Below are 18,926 nucleotides of genomic sequence, written 5' to 3' on the forward strand. Positions count from 1 at the left end.
CCTTAAACTGGGTTAGCCGCAAGCCACTGCTCAATATAAGCACGGTGAGGCGGCAACGTTTGCAACATCTGCTGTGTAAGCTGGCTGTTACGTTCAATTATTTGATTTGCTTGCGCATCGTTTGAGTACAAATACGCTTGCTTAGTAAAGTCGGGCTTAAAGCCCATACCGTATAAAACATACTGGTAACTGGCGGCAGGAAATAGCTCTAATGCCCCATGAAAATCTTGAATAAGTGGGCCACGCGTCCCCCAAAGCAGTAAGTCTTCTTGTAAACTTTGCGGAATGCTTTGTGGTTGTACGTGCGCTTGCCAATAAGGCTCTGGGCGCTTAGTTAACATGTAATGTAGTTTTAAAAAGTCGATAATACGCTGCCAGCGATAATCCATTTGCTCATTAAAGCGCTTTGCAACAATGGGCATAACTTGAGTATCGGCTGGCATATGCTCTGCAACAAAGCGAGACGAAATTTCAACCAACATAATGGCGGTTGCTTCAAGGGGCTCTACAAAACCTGCCGACATTCCCACTGCAACACAGTTTTTGTGCCAAAATTTTTCGCGATAGCCTGACTCAAAACTTATTTTTCGGGCAGTTAAGCCTTTAGCGGCATCACCTAAATAGTTACGTAAGTTTTGCTCGGCTTCTTCATCTGATAAAAACTTGCTTGAATATACATGCCCTACACCACGGCGATGCGTTAGGCCTATATCCCAAATCCACCCAGCATTTTGTGCGGTGGCAATGGTATGACTGGCCAGTGGCTCATCACCTTCGTCGTAGGGGACTTGCATAGCTAGGGCGCTGTCGTTAAATAATACGTGATCCATTTTTTTAAATGGCACGTTAAGGGCTTGGCCTAGTAACAGCGATGAAAAACCCGTGCAGTCTATGTATAAATCGGCGTTTATGGTGCGGGTTTGATCGGTTAAGGTAAGGGTGTCTATAGCCCCGCTTTCATCAAGCTTTACCTGATCAACGGTGCCAATAATGTGCTCAATGCCGAGTTTGCTCTTACAATGTTGCTTTAATAGCTCAGCAAAGGCACCGGCATCTAAATGGTATGCGTAATTACAATTTGCTTGATACTCGCCTTGCGCAATGCCTCTCGGTGCTAGGTTTGCTTCGCAAATATCGTGCTGAAAATTAGTTTGCTGAGCAAAGTTTTCAACATTATCTAAATAGGGGGCTAAATCTATACGGCCGTAGCCTAGCGGTACCGTAAAGGGATGGTAGTAAAAATCGTTGTTGCCATGCGTCCAGTTTACAAATTTACCGCCTTGTTTAAAGGTGGCATTACAGGCTTTAAATACATCCACTTCTCGCAAACCAATTTGCTGAAGCGTGTTTTTCATAGTGGGCCAGGTACCTTCACCTACACCAATTGTTGGAATATCAGATGATTCTACCAACATCAATTTTAAGCCATCACCCTTATTACCTTGGTGATACGAAGCGATAATTGCAGCGCTCAGCCATCCTGCTGTGCCGCCACCAATTACGGCGATTGTTTTTATTGCTTTATTCATAACGGACTACTCTTTGAGTACTTTATTGATAACCGGTTAGACAACAAATGCCCTTTCGGGCATTTGTTTAAATTAGTCTCATTTTGTGCAAATTAGCTACTAACTTTATTAGTAACAGTACTTATAATGCACTGCAATGAAAACTAAGAGGCAATCGCTGCCTCTGCTATCAATTAAAACGTACCGCGAATACCAAACGCGTAACGTGAGCCATTATCTTCTACAGAGTAGATTTGATTAGCAAAACGGCCCGTTTGCACTAGCTCTTCTTCAGTAATGTTGATGCCTTCGGCAAAAATAGTGAAGTTTTCGTTGATATCGTAGCTTGCACTAATATCCCATTGACCGTACGTTTCTACGTTCACTGGTTCGCCGTTAAAGCCGTTATCAACTAAGCGTAAAAAGCCCTCACGGTTGTTAAATGCAACACGTGCCTGCCAGTTATCTTGCTCGTAAAACAGCACTAAGTTTTGTGAATCACCTAACCCTTCAAGCGCAAATGTTTGGCTTGTATCGCCATCAACACTAATATCGCTATCTACTACCGTGGCATTAGCAATAAAACCAAAGCCGTTTTCAAACATATGAGTTACACCGATTTCGTAACCCGTTACCGTTGCAGACTCGCCATTTTGCGGGCGACTTACAGTGTAAACTTCTGAGCTACCGTTAAGTTCGGCATCGGTTTGGTCAGTACAAGTTGTACACGCAAAATCAGGGCCTGTACGGTCAGTCATGTCGTATGTTTCGTCGCCGGTTAGGGTAACAATAAAGTCATCCACTTCTTTACTAAATACGGCAAAGCTAAATAAGTTAGCGTCGTTGTAGTACCACTCGTAAGAGATATCCCAGTTTTCAGATTGGAACGGCTTAAGTGCAGGGTTACCACCACTTGCTGTTAAGTTTTGACGACGAGGCTCGTTAAACGTGGTCGCAGGTGATAACTGTGACATAGTAGGACGAGTAATACTGTCGTACGCTGCAAAGCGTAAAATCATGTTGTCTTGCAGTTCAAGCTTAACGTTAAAAGAAGGAAGTAAGTTTGAGTAACTCGTCCCTTCTTGAATGTCTGTTGCCGGGCCAAATACGTTTTGGAATAAAGTGGCATCAGAGGTAGGTATAACATCGCTGATAAAGCTTTGTACAGCAGCTACTTCAATATCAGTTTCTGAGTAACGTGCTCCCATGTTAACCGTAACTGGCATATCAGCTAGGTCAAAACCAATGGTAAAGTCCATGTAAAGGCTAGTGATATCTTCGTTAATTGTGTAACGGTTATTTTGTAGTGTTGGCTCTACAGGGAAACCTTGGTCAGCAAGGTAATCAAGCATTTTATCGCCGTCGTAGCTATAAAATGTATCGATTAAACCTGGGAAGTAGTTACTTGCTGAGTAAGCTTCAAAATCAATTTCATCAAGTGGCGCTTCAGTGCCGTAACCACAAAATTGACATTGGCTACCAAAAATTTGGAAGCTTGATTTTTCACGTTCTTGACGATAAGCACCAAAGTTAATGCGATCAACTGGGCCTTTATCTGGTACGTATTCAAAGTCGGCTTTGATTTCGGTAATTTCATCTTCATCAGTAAACTGGTTACCAATTTCGTTGTAGTGAAGACGCGCAAGGCTTGCATCTGGCAGCGAGCCATTTTCAAAACCATCATGCTGTACGGTAGGAACGCTACCGGTGCCATCAAAGCTGTAGCTGTTAATAATACCCACTACGTTAAAGCGGTCATTACCAGCACGGTCGTTTTCAGCTGTTGAGCGAGATACGTCAAATTTTGCTTTTAATGACTCGTTTACTTGCCAGTCAACGTTAATACCAAATGCTTTGTTAGTTACATCACGCGAGTTACGTGTGTGTGATACAAAGTCGGTTGCAGGGTTGCCACTGGCGTTACCTAAACCTACTTCTTGCGTAAAGGTAAGCAAGGTGCCCGTTTCTGGATCGATTGTTGCGCTACCTACGCGGTCTGGTTCAAACCAAGAAGCTAAATCGCGTACTGATGAGTCCACTTCAAATTTTGAAATTAAACCATCTACGGTAATAGTAATATCGTCAGACGGTGCATATTGTAATACTAAACTTGCATTAGTACGTTCACGGTCTTGCTCATCTACAACTTGGTCCCAGTTACGTGGGATGTATGCATTGTCGTACAATACGCCGTCTTGTGGATTTGAAATAGTTTGTCCACCGCGCCAACCAGCCGTTAAAATTTGGTTATTTTGCAGCTTACGTTGTTGGTTAGTGATGGCAAAAAGCACACCGAGCTTGTCGTCGTTAAACGTATTACTTACTAAAAATGAAGCCGATGGCGATACTTCTTCAGAAAGGCTTTCGTACATGCCTTTTACTGAACCAATCACATGTAAGCCACCAAAATCGAATGGACGAGCTGTGGTTACGTTAACCGTACCACCAATGCCGCCTTCTTGAAGCGTTGCACTGTTACTTTTATAAATATCAGCACCGGTGATTTGATCTGCCGCTAATACATCAAAATTAAATTCACGCCCTGCACTGTCAGTCGCAATTTGACGACCATTTACAAGTACCGTGTTAAATTGTGGGCCAAAACCACGAATTGTTACTGCTTGCCCTTCACCGCCACTACGGTCAATGGCTACACCTGTAATACGTTGCAGAGACTCTGCTACGTTTAAATCAGGAAATTTACCAAGATCTTCTGCTTTAATCCCATCGGTTACAACATTAGATGCTTTTTTATCTAACATTGATGAACGTAAGCTGCTGCGAATACCCGTTACTGCGATAACCTCAACATCTTTATCTACTACTGTCGGTGTGTCGCCTTCAGCGCCTTGAGCTGCAACGTGGCCGCTTGCCAATATGCCTGTAATAGCAATACTGAGTGCGGTTTTCTTGTTGAACGATAACTTATTGTTAATTATCATTTTTTAAAAACTCCTGATTGTGTGTAGTCATTTTGTCGTTGTGTGGTGTGTATAGCTTCAAATACTATTTATAATATAAATACTTTAAATTGAGCAAAAGTGCAACCTTTTCCTTAATTATGGCTATCTTTTTGTTACGTGTATTTTTCTTTTTGTTTTCTTTAATTTAACAGTTGAATTAGTATGTTATTGCGAAAACGCAAAAATTATTTGCTGATTATATTCTTCATCCGGCAATAAATTAGCTTTTGGATAATCGCTTCTATTTGCTGCATTGGGCCAGTTTTGAGCTTCTAAACACACTGCTTGGCGTGCTTTAAAAGGAGAACCTACAAAATTTGCCGTATAAAGCTGCATACCAGGTTGGGTACTTTTAAGGGTTAAATTAACGCCCGTGTGTGGCGAGGTTAATGTAGCCATTGTTTTTAAACGATTGTCATCACTAAAAATATAGCAATGATCAAAGCCACTACCGGCATCAAGCTGTGCATGCTGTGCGCAAAGTGCATCGCCAATGGGCTTAGGGTGAGTAAAATCAAAGCAGCTGCCCGAGCCATCTTCATGATGGACAAGCGGTATACTGTTACTATCGATAGGTAAATACGTTGCGGTATTTATTTGCAGCAGGTGATTATTAATGCTTTCACTGCCTTCAAGATTAAAATAGCAGTGGTTGGTAAAGTTAACGAGAGTTTCTTTATCGGTAATGGCTTTGTAACTGAGGATTAGCTCGCCATTGAGTGCAGTAATTGTTTGCCAAACTTGTAACTGCCCAGGAAAGCCTTCTTCTCCATCTGCCGAGCAGTAATAGAGCTCCACTTCATTATTGCTTTGTTTAGTGACTTGCCACAGTACTTTATTAAAGCCTTTTTCGCCGCCGTGTAAGCTATTTGGGCCATTATTTGCTTTAAGTTGGTACTCTGTGCCTGATAATACAAAACGTCCGTTTTCAATACGATTTGCGTAGCGCCCAACTGTTGCCCCTAAATAAAATGGGTTTTCTAAATAATAAGCAGGTTCGTTAACGCACAGTGTCATCTCTTGGTTATTAAACTTTATGCTTTTGATAATAGCGCCAAATGGCAATATTTCTGCAGTTAAGCTTTTACCATCGCTAAGCGTTATTACCTCTAACGGTTTATTGCCAGTTGTAGATGCCACATTCATTCTCCATAAACTACCAGCTCAACAGTACCTGTCATAGCGGTGCAACAATATATAATATAAATAGTATATAAGTGAGAAGCGTAACTCAATCAAAATGCGTTAAAATAACGCTATAAAAATTCACAGCTGTCGCTTGTGGTTTACATCACCGCTCCTCGTTGCATGGAGTAAATGCACCTAGTTAAACTAGGTGTTCGCTGAGTGCTGCGACTTCTGTTTCGCTTAAATTTTGTTTAGCTTTGTTTTTAAAGTTATAACGCACTAATACAGTTTTACCCACAACACAGCATTTACCTTGCTGCCACGCCTCTTGCTTAATGGTAAAAGAGCTATTTCCTACATGCTCAACGGCTGTTTTAATCGTCACTTCATGAGCATAAAATAATTCCCCTACAAACGATGCTTCTATTTTAGCAATGATCAGTTTCCAGTCGTGTGGGTTTAGATCGGGGGTAAAAAATTTAAAAATAGGGACGCGTGCGGCTTCAAACCATACAGGTAGTACGGTATTGTTGATGTGTCCGAGTGCATCTGTTTCGCTAAAGCGCGGCATCACTTTTTCAATAAACATAAAAATCCAAATAATAACTAAATAAAAAGGTAAATCATGACGGACTTTATCCACGTTATTGATAACGCGTTAAGCAATGATTTTTGCGATAACTTTATTACCACATTCTCTAACAGCCCGCATGTAAAACAAGGTGTAACCTCTGGTGGTGTGGACTTAAAAAAGAAAGACAGCCACGACCTGCAATTAAACAGTTACCCAGAATACGCCCAACAATTAAAGCATATTCAGCAAACCACTGCACAGCATGTTTTTAACTATGTAGAAGCACACTTTTTTATGCTAATTGGCGCATTTGGCTTAAAAGTTTATCACCCAAAAACGGGGGATGTGGTGGATTTAACACAGGATAACTTTGACGAAGTGGGCAAACCACAGCTCTCTGTGCTGGTGCAGCAAATATTTAGACTTGGGAACATTCAGGCGCAAAAGTACGAGGTAAATAAAGGCGGCTACCCTTACTGGCATAGTGAAGTGTATCCACAGCTACAACACAATGAAGCACTGCACCGTGTATTATTATTTATGTTTTATTTAAACGATGTAGAGGAAGGTGGCGAAACAGAGTTTTATTATCAAAAACGTAAAATTGCGCCTAAAAAAGGCACTATGGTCATTGCCCCTGGCTACTTTACGCATACCCATCGAGGTAATAAGCCGGTATCGAACGATAAATATATTTTAACTTCATGGGTGCTATTTAATCGCGCAGAGCACATATACGGCACACCTAAAAGCTAAAACAGTCAGCGGGCAAAAACTAACTAACCGCTGACTACTTTAAGCATTTGAGCTTTAAAAAGAGTCATTTAAAAGCGCAGATTTGTATTCATATCAATCCGCGATAATACTTAATTATGCGGATTGGTATAAACTGTCAGTTTCAAAGAAGTTGATCAAACAAATCAAATAACTTATCTAGCTCTTCGGTGGTGTTGTAATGCATACAACCGATGCGCACTACACCGCCTTTATCAAGTACGCCTAACTGCTCACATAAGCCTTGTGCATAAAAATGTCCATCCCACACACAAATATGCTGTTTGCCTAAAAACTCAGACACCTCACGCGGCTCTAGTCCTTCAAAGGTTAAAGCAAATGTAGGCGTACGCTCGTTTAAGCGCTCTAGGTCATCAATGCCAAATAGCTTAATGCGTGGGTAATTAACTAAACGCGTTAAAAAGTACTCACTAAGCGCCATTTCGTGCTGCTTTGTTTTAGCAAAAGCCGCCGTTAACTTTTCACGGCGCGTGTGGCCTTCATCAAGCCCGCTAATTTCAGCAATGTAATCAACAGCGGCAATAAAACCCGCTAAGGCTTCGAAGCTTTGCGTGCCTGTTTCCCATCGACCTGGTGCTACATCTTTAGCTGGTTCTACTTTGTAAGGCGTAAAACCTTCAAGGTGCTGTGTTTTACCGTACACCATGCCTAAGTGAGGACCAAAAAACTTATAGGCAGAACAAGCCAAAAAGTCGCAATCAAGGGCCTGAACATCAACAAGCTCGTGCGGTGCATAATGCACGGCATCAACGTACACTAATGCGCCTACAGCATGGGCAAGCTCTATAATACGTTTTATATCGTTAATAGAACCCGTAGTATTTGAAGCGTAAGTTACCGCAACCAGTTTAGTATTGCTGTTTAATAAGCTTTCAAACTGCGCCATATCTAAGCTGCAATCAGCCTCGTTAATTAAAGCGGTTTGAACTTTAACGCCTTTATCTTGCGCTGCTTGCTGCCATGACGATACATTTGAGAAGTGATCAGCGTTAGTCACAATAATCTCATCACCGGCTTGCCAATCGCGTGAAATAGCACGGCTAAAGCTAAAGGTAAGGCTGGTCATGTTAGGGCCAAACACTATATTTTGTGCACTTGGCGCATTAAGTAAATCGGCTGCTGCTTGGCGCGCATTTGCCATTAACTCAACGGTTTTATCACTTGAAAAAAACGCACCGCCTAAGTTTGAGTTGTAGTGCCCTAAATAAGCAGTCATTGCATTTAGTACAGACTGCGGCACTTGAGAGCCACCTGGGCCATCTAAAAATATTGGCGATTTACCATCAACGGTTTGTATTAATGCAGGAAACTGCTCACGTAGTTGCGCTATGTTCATGAGCATTCCTTAAGAGGTAAGTACAAAACAATCCAGGTAACCTGGCTTGTTTGTATCTACTTTGTTCATTGGCGTTGCATTGTGCCAAACTTGACGGTCGTTTATTAGTGCAAACATTCCGTCTTTAATTTCCATTTTAAAACACGGTTCTGCTTGCTTGTTTTCGTATACAAGCAGCTCGCCGCCTTCTAAGTTTTCGTGAGAAACACCACATACACAAACATGGTCAAACCCATCTTGATGCACACCTTCAGGTGCTGCGGGCGTATCGCTATCAATGGCAAGCATTCTAAATTGGTGAATTTCAATATCACGGCCTTCATCAATGCCGGTAAGCTCACAAAACTCACTTACAATGCTTTTCATCCCTTCTGACTCAAGTAAGCTTTGCTCTAAGTTTTCATAAGTACGCTCAACATTACCCTGAAAGGTATTAATGGAATCGTCTTGAACAAACGCTTTAGCAGCTTGTAGTTTTAGCTCACCATTTTGAAATTTAATTACCGAGTAACGACGCTTACGAAATTCACCATCTGCATACGGATTAGCAGGTAGGTTATCAAAAGAAGGCTTAACCAAATCAATATTTGCTTGGTTAATAAAACGAAGTTGCAGTAAATTCTGGTTGTTTAATGCAGTCATAAAATCTCGCTTAAAATAATGAGAATATTGAAAGAGATTTTAATGCATGTAGAAAGGAATATTTGCTTTATTATTTATATAAAAAGCGGGTAATGGTTATATTTAATTCATTTAAAACTTATTACAGCATGAAATATTCAATTTTATTTTAACCAATAAAAAACCCGCCTAAGCGGGTTTTTTTAAAACAGCTTTAAATTATACAGCTTGCTGAATAATTACGTTGTCTGCTTTTTTAGTGTACTGAGGCATACGGTGGAAGTTCAAGTAACGGTATGTATCTGCAGCCGTTGCATTGATTTTCTCTGCGTATTCTTGGTACTCAGCTGGTGTAGGTAATTTACCTAAAATTGCCGCTACTGCAGCAAGCTCAGCTGATGCTAAGAATACATTTGCACCTGTACCTAAACGGTTAGGGAAGTTACGTGTTGAGGTAGAAACAACCGTTGCTTTATCAGCAACACGTGCTTGGTTACCCATACACAGTGAACACCCTGGCGTTTCGATACGCGCACCAACACGACCAAAGATACCGTAGTAACCTTCGTCAGTTAGTTGGTCTTTATCCATCTTAGTTGGTGGAGCTACCCAAAGTTGAGTTGGGATACGACCAGTAAAGCCATCTAGTAATTTACCCGCAGCACGGAAGTGACCAATGTTAGTCATACAAGAACCGATGAATACTTCGTCGATTTTCTCGCCAGTAACATCAGAAAGTAAACGCGCATCATCTGGGTCATTTGGAGCACAAAGGATTGGCTCTTTAATTTCTGCTAGGTCGATTTCTACAACGTGCTTGTACTCTGCATCAGCGTCAGCTTCCATAAGTTCTGGGTTAGCTAACCACTCTTGCATTGCATTAATACGACGTTCGATTGTACGTACATCGCCGTAACCTTCAGAGATCATCCACTTAAGCATAACAATGTTAGACTCAAGGTATTCGCTGATAGACTCTTTAGAAAGCTTAACAGTACAACCTGCTGCTGAACGCTCTGCTGATGCATCTGATAATTCAAACGCTTGCTCAACAGTTAAGTGCTCAACACCTTCAATTTCTAGTACGCGACCAGAGAATTCGTTGATTTTACCTTTTTTCTCTACTGTTAATAAGCCTTGCTTAATACCGTAGTAAGGGATTGCGTGTACTAGGTCACGTAAAGTGATACCTGGTTGCATTTCACCTTTAAAGCGAACCAAAATAGACTCAGGCATATCAAGTGGCATAACACCTGTTGCTGCTGCGAACGCTACTGCACCTGAACCCGCTGGGAACGAAATACCTAATGGGAAACGTGTATGTGAATCACCACCAGTACCTACAGTATCTGGTAATAACATACGGTTTAACCAAGAGTGAATTACACCATCACCAGGGCGAAGTGAAACACCGCCACGGTTCATGATGAAATCAGGAAGCGTATGGTGAGTGTTTACGTCAATTGGTTTAGGGTAAGCAGAGGTATGACAGAATGACTGCATTGTTAAATCTGCAGAGAAACCTAAACATGCTAAGTCTTTAAGCTCATCACGTGTCATAGGACCTGTAGTATCTTGCGAACCTACAGTGGTCATTTTAGGCTCACAGTATTGGCCTGGGCGAATACCTGCTACGTTACATGCTTTACCAACCATTTTTTGCGCTAGTGTAAAGCCTTTATCAGATACTTCTGTTACTGCTGGTACTTTAAATACGTCAGTAGCACCTAAACCTAAAGAGGTACGTGCTTTGTCTGTTAAACCACGACCAATGATTAGAGGAATACGGCCGCCGGCACGTACTTCATCTAAAATTACGTCTGATTTAAGTTCAAAAGTAGAGATAACGTCATCAGTACCGTGGCGCTTAACTACACCTTCGTATGGGTAAATATCAATTTGATCACCCATGTTGAACTCATCAACATTTAACTCGATTGGTAACGCACCTGAATCTTCCATTGTGTTGAAGAAGATAGGCGCAATTTTGTTACCTAAACATACACCACCAACGCGCTTATTAGGTACGTATGGGATATCATCACCCATAAACCAAAGCACAGAGTTAGTTGCAGATTTACGAGAAGAACCAGTACCTACAACGTCACCTACGTATGCAAGTGGTAAACCTTGTGTTTTTAATTCTTCAAGTTTAGTGATTGGACCTACTTCACCCGCTTTGTCAGGAGTGATACCGTCGCGCTCATTTTTTAGCATTGCTAAAGCATGAAGTGGGATATCTGGACGTGACCATGCATCTGGTGCAGGTGATAAATCATCAGTGTTTGTCTCGCCGGTTACTTTAAATACAGTAACAGAGATTTTTTCAGCAACAGCTGGCTTGTTAGTAAACCATTCAGCGTCAGCCCAAGATTGAATAATCTTTTTAGCGTGCTCGTTGCCTGCTTTTGCTTTTTCTTCTACGTCGTAAAATGCATCAAACATTAATAATGTGTTTGATAGACCTTTTACAGCGATAGGCGCAAGTGTTTCGTCATCAAGTAGCTCAATCATTGGGGCGATGTTGTAACCACCTAACATTGTACCTAATAATTCTGCTGCTTTTTCTTTAGATACTAATGGAGATTGTGCTTCGCCTTTAGCAACTGCCGCTAAAAAGCCTGCTTTGATGTATGCTGCATCATCAACGCCTGGAGGTACGCGGTTGATTAGTAAATCTAAGATGAACTCTTCTTCACCCGCTGGTGGGTTTTTAATTAGTTCAATAAGATCAGCCGTTTGCTGAGCATCTAATGGCGCTGGTACGATACCTAACGCGGCACGTTCTTCTACGTGTTTACGATATTCTTGTAGCACAATATTGCCCTCTTGGTGACGTGAAAGTATTCGGTAGCGCCTCATGCGCAAAAAAAGTAACCCAATACTTATAGTATTCTAACGCGGGATTATAAAGCTTTTATGTATAGATGAAAATCCATCCAGCTAAGCAACTGATTATACCGACTATAAATATTATGAATAGTGGTAAGCGTAAATTCTATTTTCGTGAATGTTTATTAAGTAATAATCATTCTTGTTTAATCAAATTAATACTGTATATGCTGTTTTAAAGGCATAAAAAAACCCAGCACTAAGCTGGGTTTTTAAAATAAAGTAAGTAACTATTAACGCTTAACTTTTACACGTTCAATAGATTTTACATGTGCTTCTACACGACGGTTTTCAGCGTGAGCTTCTTTCGTGTTAGCTGTGTTTTTAAGACGTTCTTCGCCTAGGCCAACAGTTGTAATGCGATCTTCAGCAATGCCATCTTTAATTAGCTCTTGTGCTACATCATCAGCACGCTTTTTAGAAAGCATCTTGTTGTAGTTTGCGTTACCTACCGCTGACGCGTGGCCTTCAAGTAGTACAGTTGTATCTTCGTGCTCTTTTAAGAACTCAGATACTGATGCAATGTCGTCAAAGTAACGTTGACCAACTTGTGCAGAATCATGTGGGAAAGTAACTAATAAGCTTGTTGTTACTTCACGGTCTTCGTATAAAGTACAGCCATCGCCATCAACAGCGTCTGTCATTGGCGTGTTAGGACATTTATCATCTTTATCTAGGATGTTGTCGTTGTCGCTGTCTTTAGGTTCTACAGGTACTTCTACTACTGCTGTTGGTGCTGGCTCTACAGGCTGTGCAGGCATAGAGTTTTGGCCAAATAAGTAGTTAATACCAATTTTAGCACCTACATCTGTGTAACCTTTATCAAGACCTTGGTATACCGCAGTTTCAGCGTTTACGAAAAAGCCATCAGTAATAAAGTGTTGGTAACCAACACCTGCGTTTAAGAATGTGTTGTCATCTACTACGTCCATTTCTTTAATACCGAATAGACCGTAGAAAGGACCGCCGTCAAGGTGGTAAAGCGCATCAATACCGTAACGCTCGCCGTCGATATTATTACGATTGCCCGCAGCTTTATCGAACGCGTTAAAGTCCATATCTGCATACTCAAGGCGTGCGCTCCAGTAATCGCTGAAACGGTAACCTGCTTCTACACCCCAACCAGTTGACTCGTTTACGTCAAGGCCAGCTTGAGCGCGCATGTTTTCCCATGACGCATCATAGTAGTCACCAAATGCACCAATGTAGAAACCTTCTTCTTTATCGGCAGCGAATGTAGACGCGCTAGTTGCAGCTAACGCAATTGCAATTGTAAGTGATTTTAATTTCATTGTTTTCTTCCCATTTTAACAACTTAGAAAATTGTAGCTAATCAATACTAGCTCAACCAGTTTTGTACACACTACCCGAGCTTTTGTTAATCGATACTTAACGAAAAATAAAGTTTATAAATTTTTTCAACGATCTACAGGCATTCCAACCACCAATTGTAGGTTAAGTAAAAATTTTTACCTAATCTGCAATTAATAAATTATGGTAATTTATAAATAGTTACTTTTTATGAATGCGCACAATACCACCGAGTGTGTAACTGCTCAATCATTGTACACTGCATTATTTAAAAATGACTATTTATAATCAAAAACTTACAATTAATTACAATACTTAAGTACCGCAAAAAGTTTGATAGCCCTTGTCATCTTTACCTGTCTCTTGAAAGCGGGCTAAATTAGCTGTTTTATCATATGGGTTACTCATCACCGTTAAAAAGTCGCTTAGCAGCTCGCTCTCGCCGTGTTGATTATATTGCGCAAGGATTTCTTCGACGATGTGATTACGCGGTATAACCCTTGGGTTAGCCGCTCTCATTAGGTTATAGCTGTTTTCATCACATCTTTTTTGCCATAACTGGGCCCATTGCGTTAATTCATTTGGCACTTTGCCACCCTTTAGTGACTCGGTTAGGGCATCAAAGGTATTGGTGTAATCGAGCTTATGCTCTTGAAATAACAATAATAACTTACTCACAAGCTCTACATCGTCTTCGTTATAACCTGCTAAGCCTAATTTTTGTGCCCACATTTGATTATATTGCTCGTTAAATAACGTAGAAAACTGATTAATTAACGGCGTCATTAAACTTACAGCTTGTTCGTCATCTTCATCTATAAGCGGTATTAGGCTCTCGGCTAAACGCGCGCAGTTCCAACTTACAATATTTGGCTGATTACCATAGGCATAGCGACCTTGCTTATCAATTGAGCTAAACACGGTATCAAAATCAAAGGTATTCACCATTGCACACGGGCCGTAGTCGATAGTTTCGCCGCTTATCAAGGTATTATCAGTATTCATAACGCCATGAATAAAGCCTACTCGCATCCAGCTAATAACCAGCGCTAGCTGACTATTTATAACGGCTGCTAAAAAGTCTAAATAGCGCTGAGCCCCTGTTGATTGAATACTTGGGTAATGACGCTCAATGGCTACATCAGCTAATTTTTTTAATCCCTCTACATCACCTTGAGTTGCTAAATACTGAAACGAGCCAACGCGAATATGGCTACTTGCTAAGCGGGTAACAATTGCGCCTGGTTGCGGCGGATTACGATAAACAGCTTCACCTGTGCCTACAACAGCCAAACACCGCGTGGTTTTAATCCCTAAGCCGTGCATAGCTTCGCTCATAATATACTCGCGAATAGCGGGGCCTAGTGCACATCGCCCATCGCCTCCTCTTGAAAAAGGAGTGGCGCCTGAGCCTTTTAACTGAATATCCCACAGCTGATTTTTATCATCGCTGATAGCACCCAGTAAGTGCGCTCGCCCATCACCCAAGCGCGGCGAAAAGTGCCCAAACTGATGCCCAGAATAGCCAAGCGCTACAGCATTTACCGGTTGCGGCTCGTTACCAGCAAAAGTACTGGCCCGCAGCGCTGGCTCAACATCAATATTAAACTGCTGTGCTAACGCTTCGTTCCACAGCAGCAATTGCGGGGCAGCAACGCTTGAAGGTTGATCCTCTATTGCAAAGTTATCTGCTATGTCTGTGTATCTTGGCACTAGTTTCATGGTTAATCCTCTGTTTGTTGGCTTATGCCTACGCGATTGTCGCCCACGCTGTAAGCCACAATTAAGCTAAGTTCTTGCAGGCTCAAACCACTTTGCTTTTGCATTTCGTTAAAAAACGCCTGTGCGGCAGTGAGCGATTTTTTAGTTTGCAGGCCGCCATCGATAATTTTGTGCGCTCTTAGGTAACTTTCTACATCTCGCGAAAGTAAAAAAGTATCTTTACCAAGCGCTCTTAAGGCATACGGGCCTGTATTGCCGCCCAAACGGGCGCCGTGTTTTTTTAAATGCGCCCATAAACCAATAATGTCATCGCCTGGCCAGTTAGCTACAAACTGGCTAAAACTGCCATGTTGCTGTGCTATTTCGTGGATCATGTAGGCATTTTCAGGAATTGTTTTTACCTTTTTATAATTACGAATAATGCGCTCATCAGTTGCTTTTTGCTCGAGCATATCGGGCGGCATCATAAGTAATTTATCAACACTAAACTGCCAAAAAACCTCTCTAAAACCTGGCCATTTACTGTTTATTACCGACCAGTAAAACCCGCTTTGAAATACTTTACGGGTAAACTCTTCAAGCCAGTCGTCGTCACTTAATGCGCTTAATGCTTTTTTAGATAAGGGTTTTGCGAGTAATAACTTAAGCATTTTTTCAGAACCTTTTCGCTCTACTGCTCGCTTATAAATATCGCTAAATTTTTCCATACTTATTAAATACCTCATCACTGCTCATAGGGTTAGTTTACGAGAAAAGCAGCTAATACGTAACCACCCACATTTTCGATGAACTAATCTGTATCCTGCAACTTGACACCTAGACGGCTAAAATGTTTTAATCGCCGCAATTACCCTATTTAAATTGTATTTTGTTAAGCCTTTTGCGGTTAAACAAAATACAAAGGGCTAGAAGAGGTGCGTTATTCAGGTAGCGTATGTTAGGAGCGCAAACTCCAGTGAGCATATGTGAGGGGAATACCGCCGAGAGGTAAACGCTTTTGCGAAGCAATTACTTCGGGCGACTAGGTTGAATCCTAGCGACTGTCACCAATAGCTGTTTTAGAGCAGCTTATTAGTTTGGTGGAGAGCTTCTGGTCTTAAATAATAAGGCCGTGCGCCCTATTATTTTAAGCCCATTCGCTCTTCGAATACTGTTCGAACGACGTTAATGCGGCTCACATCATACAGCCTCCTTAATATCTCGAACACCTTATAGGTTCGTAAGAGATGATTCACAACTTCAATTTAGACGACTACGCACTGTGGACAGCGCTTGTTACGCCGTTTGATCAACAAGGTAATGTTGACTACGACACGCTCACAACACTTGTTAGCGAACAAGAAGCGGCACACAACGGTATTTTACTGCTCGGTAGCACAGGTGAAGGCTTAGCCCTTACGCTTAAAGAGCAGCAAGGCATTGTTGAGCACGTGTGCCAATTAAAACCCAGTGTACCGCTTATGGTTGCTGTTGGTGGTAGTAACTTGGCCCAACAAAAAGAATGGGTTAGCTACTGTAACCAATTACCTATTCACAGCTACTTATTAGGCTCGCCTCTTTATGCAAAACCAGGGGCTGTAGGTCAAACACATTGGTACGAAAGCTTATTAAACGAAAGCGCGCATCCGTGTATGTTATACAACGTACCTGGGCGCAGCGGTGTAAGCATTCCTATCGAAACCATTGAAAACTTAAAAGCGCACCCAAAACTGTGGGCTTTAAAAGAAGCCAGTGGCAACATCACCCAATTTGAAGCATACCGACAAGCCGCGCCTAATTTAGCGCTATACAGTGGCGACGATGCACTTATGCCCTACTTTGCCCAAGCAGGTGCAAAAGGCTTAGTTTCGGTTGCGGCCAATGCATGGCCTTTGCAAACACACGAATTTGTAAAGCGCAGCCTAAGCGGTCAACACCCCAATTTATTTGCTCAGTGGACTCGCGCTATTAATAGCCTATTTGCTGTAGCAAACCCTATACCCGTTAAAGTGCTAATGCACCAGCAAGGGCGTTTAAATAGCCCACTGTTGCGTCCACCTTTAACGCATCTTGAGTTAACGCAAACCGATTGCATTACCACTGCAAACGACACCATTTTATCTTGGCATTAAACACAGGTTTTTATAATGAGCTGGTTAGAACTACTAAATAATTTAGAATCGGGCGCAGTACGCGCAGCATCACAAAACGAAAGCGGCCAATGGGAAGCTAACGTAGAAGTAAAACAAGGCATTTTAGAAGCCTTTAAAAATGGCACTAACACCGAGTTTGCAGGCGGGTTTGTTGATAAGCACAACCTTGCACCACAAGAATTTAGCACTGAAGATGGCGTGCGTATGGTACCAGGTGGCACCAGTGTTCGCCGCGGTGCCTACGTAGCTAAAGGCACTATTATTATGCCACCAGCGTACGTAAATATTGGCGCATACATCGACGAAGGTACTATGGTTGATAGCCACGCATTAGTGGGTTCGTGTGCACAAGTTGGTAAAAATGTACATTTAAGCGCAGCTGTTCAACTTGGTGGTGTACTTGAGCCAATTGGGGCAAGCCCAGTCGTGGTTGAAGACGATGCGTTTATTGGCGCAGGTTGTGTCATTGTTGAAGGCGTAGTGGTTAAAAAAGGCGCGGTACTTGCCCCAGGTGTGCGTTTATCTGCAACTATTCCGGTTTACGACTGTGTTAACGAGCGCCAGCTAGATAAAGGCGAGCCAATTCCAGAGTACGCTATTGTAATACCAGGCTCTCGCCCTGCGTCTAACGAATGGGCTCGTGAGCAAGGCTTAAGCATGTCGTGTGCACTCATTGTTAAATACCGCGACGAGCAAAGCGATGCATCGTTATTGCTAGAAGAGGTTTTACGATAATGAGCTTTTTGAGCACGCCTATCAAGGCCGCCGTAAATACACTTACTCAGCAACTTGATACACCTTTTTTTGTTTACGACTTAGACAAACTAAACGCACACCTTACCCGTTTAGTTGCGCAAACCGATGTAAAGCTTTGGTATGCGGTAAAAGCCAATCCGCTTTCTAAGGTTATTCAATGCCTAGACAGCGCCGGATTTAACTTTGACGTAGCAAGTAAAGGTGAGCTTGAACAAGTCCTTGCACAAGGTATTAGTTCACAGCGCGTGCTCAACACAGGGCCTGCAAAGAGCCCTAAACAAATTAAACACTTTATTGAGCGCGGCGTGCGTATTTTTGTTGCCGAAAGCCTCAATCAAGTACGTTGGTTAAACCAGCAAGCGCAGCTGCAAAATACGCAGCTGCAAGTATTACTGCGTGTGCAATTACGCTGGCCAGAAGGTGAAAAAAACCCATTAGGGGGTGACAGCCTTACTCCGTTTGGGCTTGGTTGCGATGAATGGCAAGCGCTCAATACTGGCGATTACCCAGCACTTAATTTTGATGGCCTGCATATTTTTCAGTGGGGCAACATGCTTAGTACACAAAAGCTAAGCGAGCTGTGGTCACAGATGATTGCACCGCTTACCACCTTGGCTAATAACTTAAATATAAACCTGAAAATTTTAGATTTAGGCGGCGGTTTAGGTATTCCTTACACAGCAAACGATGCAACACTTGAGTGGGATGGATTAATCACCGCGCTGGCAAAAATTAAAAAAGATGCGGGTGTAGACGAGCTTTGGATGGAGCTTGGACGTTACGCTGTAGGCGAATGCGGACATTACGCGAACCCCGTCGTTGAGTGCAAACAAAACTACGACCAACAGCAAGTTATTTTAACCGGTGGTATTAACCACTTATTGCGCCCTGCTGTTACAAGCCAAGATTTTCCTGCGGCGTTACTGCGCGAATCAACAGCGCCAGAACAAGCAATGAGCTTATACGGCCCATTATGTACTGCCCTTGATTGCTTAGGCGAGCATACGCTACCAAGCGATTTAAACGAGCAAGACTGGCTGGTGTTTAGCCAATGTGGCGCCTATGGTTTTACCGAAAGCATGCCCTATTTTTTATGCCATGAACTAGCTGCAGAATACGTGTTACAAAATGGCGAGCTCACGTGTGTGCGCCAAGCAGAAGATGCCAGTCACTACTTAAGGTAATAAA

General features: G+C 42.2%; 14 protein-coding genes and 1 riboswitch. Of the genes, 4 read left to right on the top strand and 10 right to left on the bottom strand.

Going from position 1 to position 18,926, the window contains the following annotated elements:
• Nucleotides 1–2: 2 nt before the first annotated feature.
• From PSH41_RS14205 to PSH41_RS14220, 4 genes are all read right to left on the bottom strand, one after another.
• On the bottom strand, nucleotides 3–1,529 hold the full coding sequence (locus tag PSH41_RS14205; RefSeq protein ID WP_273589389.1) for a tryptophan halogenase family protein: 1,527 nt from the start codon (nucleotides 1,527–1,529) through the stop codon (nucleotides 3–5).
• A gap of 173 nt (nucleotides 1,530–1,702) precedes the next feature.
• Nucleotides 1,703–4,450 (bottom strand): TonB-dependent receptor, encoded by a 2,748-nt coding sequence (locus PSH41_RS14210; RefSeq protein ID WP_024032017.1) that lies wholly within the window; start codon nucleotides 4,448–4,450, stop codon nucleotides 1,703–1,705.
• A gap of 186 nt (nucleotides 4,451–4,636) precedes the next feature.
• Nucleotides 4,637–5,611: an aldose epimerase family protein gene (locus PSH41_RS14215; RefSeq protein WP_273589390.1), complete on the bottom strand. Its 975-nt coding sequence runs from the start codon at nucleotides 5,609–5,611 to the stop codon at nucleotides 4,637–4,639.
• 187 nt (nucleotides 5,612–5,798) lie between these two features.
• On the bottom strand, nucleotides 5,799–6,188 hold the full coding sequence (locus PSH41_RS14220; protein ID WP_273589391.1) for an acyl-CoA thioesterase: 390 nt from the start codon (nucleotides 6,186–6,188) through the stop codon (nucleotides 5,799–5,801).
• Between the two features lie 36 nt (nucleotides 6,189–6,224).
• On the opposite strand from PSH41_RS14220, the gene PSH41_RS14225 reads away from it, so the two are divergent.
• Complete coding sequence (locus PSH41_RS14225; protein ID WP_273589392.1) at nucleotides 6,225–6,929, top strand: 2OG-Fe(II) oxygenase; 705 nt, start codon at nucleotides 6,225–6,227, stop codon at nucleotides 6,927–6,929.
• Between the two features lie 142 nt (nucleotides 6,930–7,071).
• On the opposite strand, the gene PSH41_RS14230 is transcribed toward PSH41_RS14225, so the two are convergent.
• The 6 genes from PSH41_RS14230 to PSH41_RS14255 all read right to left on the bottom strand — a co-directional run bounded on the left by PSH41_RS14230 (nucleotide 7,072) and on the right by PSH41_RS14255 (nucleotide 15,557).
• Nucleotides 7,072–8,304 (bottom strand): cysteine desulfurase-like protein, encoded by a 1,233-nt coding sequence (locus PSH41_RS14230; protein WP_273589393.1) that lies wholly within the window; start codon nucleotides 8,302–8,304, stop codon nucleotides 7,072–7,074.
• Nucleotides 8,305–8,313: 9 nt separating this feature from the next.
• The gene (locus PSH41_RS14235) at nucleotides 8,314–8,946 is read right to left on the bottom strand and encodes a 2OG-Fe dioxygenase family protein (protein WP_004588163.1); all 633 of its coding nucleotides are present in this window, start codon (nucleotides 8,944–8,946) and stop codon (nucleotides 8,314–8,316) included.
• Nucleotides 8,947–9,144: 198 nt separating this feature from the next.
• The gene (gene acnB / locus PSH41_RS14240) at nucleotides 9,145–11,742 is read right to left on the bottom strand and encodes a bifunctional aconitate hydratase 2/2-methylisocitrate dehydratase (protein WP_004588162.1); all 2,598 of its coding nucleotides are present in this window, start codon (nucleotides 11,740–11,742) and stop codon (nucleotides 9,145–9,147) included.
• A gap of 308 nt (nucleotides 11,743–12,050) precedes the next feature.
• Nucleotides 12,051–13,109 (bottom strand): OmpA family protein, encoded by a 1,059-nt coding sequence (locus PSH41_RS14245; protein WP_004588161.1) that lies wholly within the window; start codon nucleotides 13,107–13,109, stop codon nucleotides 12,051–12,053.
• Between the two features lie 334 nt (nucleotides 13,110–13,443).
• Complete coding sequence (locus PSH41_RS14250; RefSeq protein ID WP_273589394.1) at nucleotides 13,444–14,850, bottom strand: protein adenylyltransferase SelO; 1,407 nt, start codon at nucleotides 14,848–14,850, stop codon at nucleotides 13,444–13,446.
• A gap of 2 nt (nucleotides 14,851–14,852) precedes the next feature.
• Complete coding sequence (locus PSH41_RS14255; RefSeq protein WP_096738934.1) at nucleotides 14,853–15,557, bottom strand: DNA-3-methyladenine glycosylase I; 705 nt, start codon at nucleotides 15,555–15,557, stop codon at nucleotides 14,853–14,855.
• A 194-nt stretch (nucleotides 15,558–15,751) separates the two neighbouring features.
• Nucleotides 15,752–15,948, top strand: a riboswitch (Lysine riboswitch).
• Nucleotides 15,949–16,076: 128 nt separating this feature from the next.
• Here PSH41_RS14255 and dapA point away from each other — a divergent pair.
• Genes dapA through PSH41_RS14270 form a run of 3 tightly spaced genes read left to right on the top strand, consistent with a single transcriptional unit; the run spans nucleotide 16,077 to nucleotide 18,922 of the window.
• Nucleotides 16,077–16,961, top strand: a complete 885-nt coding sequence (dapA, locus tag PSH41_RS14260; protein WP_029773500.1) for a 4-hydroxy-tetrahydrodipicolinate synthase — start codon at nucleotides 16,077–16,079, stop codon at nucleotides 16,959–16,961.
• Nucleotides 16,962–16,976: 15 nt separating this feature from the next.
• A complete protein-coding gene (locus PSH41_RS14265; protein ID WP_054983375.1) occupies nucleotides 16,977–17,717 on the top strand; it encodes a 2,3,4,5-tetrahydropyridine-2,6-dicarboxylate N-succinyltransferase in 741 nt (246 codons plus the stop codon).
• The gene (locus PSH41_RS14270; RefSeq protein WP_273589395.1) at nucleotides 17,717–18,922 is read left to right on the top strand and encodes a PLP-dependent decarboxylase; all 1,206 of its coding nucleotides are present in this window, start codon (nucleotides 17,717–17,719) and stop codon (nucleotides 18,920–18,922) included. Before PSH41_RS14265 ends, PSH41_RS14270 begins: the two co-directional genes overlap by 1 nt.
• The last annotated feature ends 4 nt before the right edge of the window (nucleotides 18,923–18,926 follow it).

Source organism: Pseudoalteromonas sp. CST2 (assembly GCF_028599385.1).
GTDB lineage: Bacteria > Pseudomonadota > Gammaproteobacteria > Enterobacterales > Alteromonadaceae > Pseudoalteromonas > Pseudoalteromonas atlantica.

What these genes read in the sequence shown, in the direction of transcription:
- PSH41_RS14230 (WP_273589393.1), bottom strand. Translation starts at nt 8,304, where the DNA reads ATGAACATAGCGCAACTACGTGAGCAGTTTCCTGCATTAATACAAACC.
- PSH41_RS14225 (WP_273589392.1), top strand. Translation starts at nt 6,225, where the DNA reads ATGACGGACTTTATCCACGTTATTGATAACGCGTTAAGCAATGATTTT.
- PSH41_RS14250 (WP_273589394.1), bottom strand. Translation starts at nt 14,850, where the DNA reads ATGAAACTAGTGCCAAGATACACAGACATAGCAGATAACTTTGCAATA.
- PSH41_RS14205 (WP_273589389.1), bottom strand. Translation starts at nt 1,529, where the DNA reads ATGAATAAAGCAATAAAAACAATCGCCGTAATTGGTGGCGGCACAGCA.
- PSH41_RS14245 (WP_004588161.1), bottom strand. Translation starts at nt 13,109, where the DNA reads ATGAAATTAAAATCACTTACAATTGCAATTGCGTTAGCTGCAACTAGC.
- PSH41_RS14235 (WP_004588163.1), bottom strand. Translation starts at nt 8,946, where the DNA reads ATGACTGCATTAAACAACCAGAATTTACTGCAACTTCGTTTTATTAAC.
- PSH41_RS14210 (WP_024032017.1), bottom strand. Translation starts at nt 4,450, where the DNA reads ATGATAATTAACAATAAGTTATCGTTCAACAAGAAAACCGCACTCAGT.
- PSH41_RS14220 (WP_273589391.1), bottom strand. Translation starts at nt 6,188, where the DNA reads ATGTTTATTGAAAAAGTGATGCCGCGCTTTAGCGAAACAGATGCACTC.
- PSH41_RS14255 (WP_096738934.1), bottom strand. Translation starts at nt 15,557, where the DNA reads ATGGAAAAATTTAGCGATATTTATAAGCGAGCAGTAGAGCGAAAAGGT.
- PSH41_RS14265 (WP_054983375.1), top strand. Translation starts at nt 16,977, where the DNA reads ATGAGCTGGTTAGAACTACTAAATAATTTAGAATCGGGCGCAGTACGC.
- PSH41_RS14270 (WP_273589395.1), top strand. Translation starts at nt 17,717, where the DNA reads ATGAGCTTTTTGAGCACGCCTATCAAGGCCGCCGTAAATACACTTACT.
- dapA (WP_029773500.1), top strand. Translation starts at nt 16,077, where the DNA reads ATGATTCACAACTTCAATTTAGACGACTACGCACTGTGGACAGCGCTT.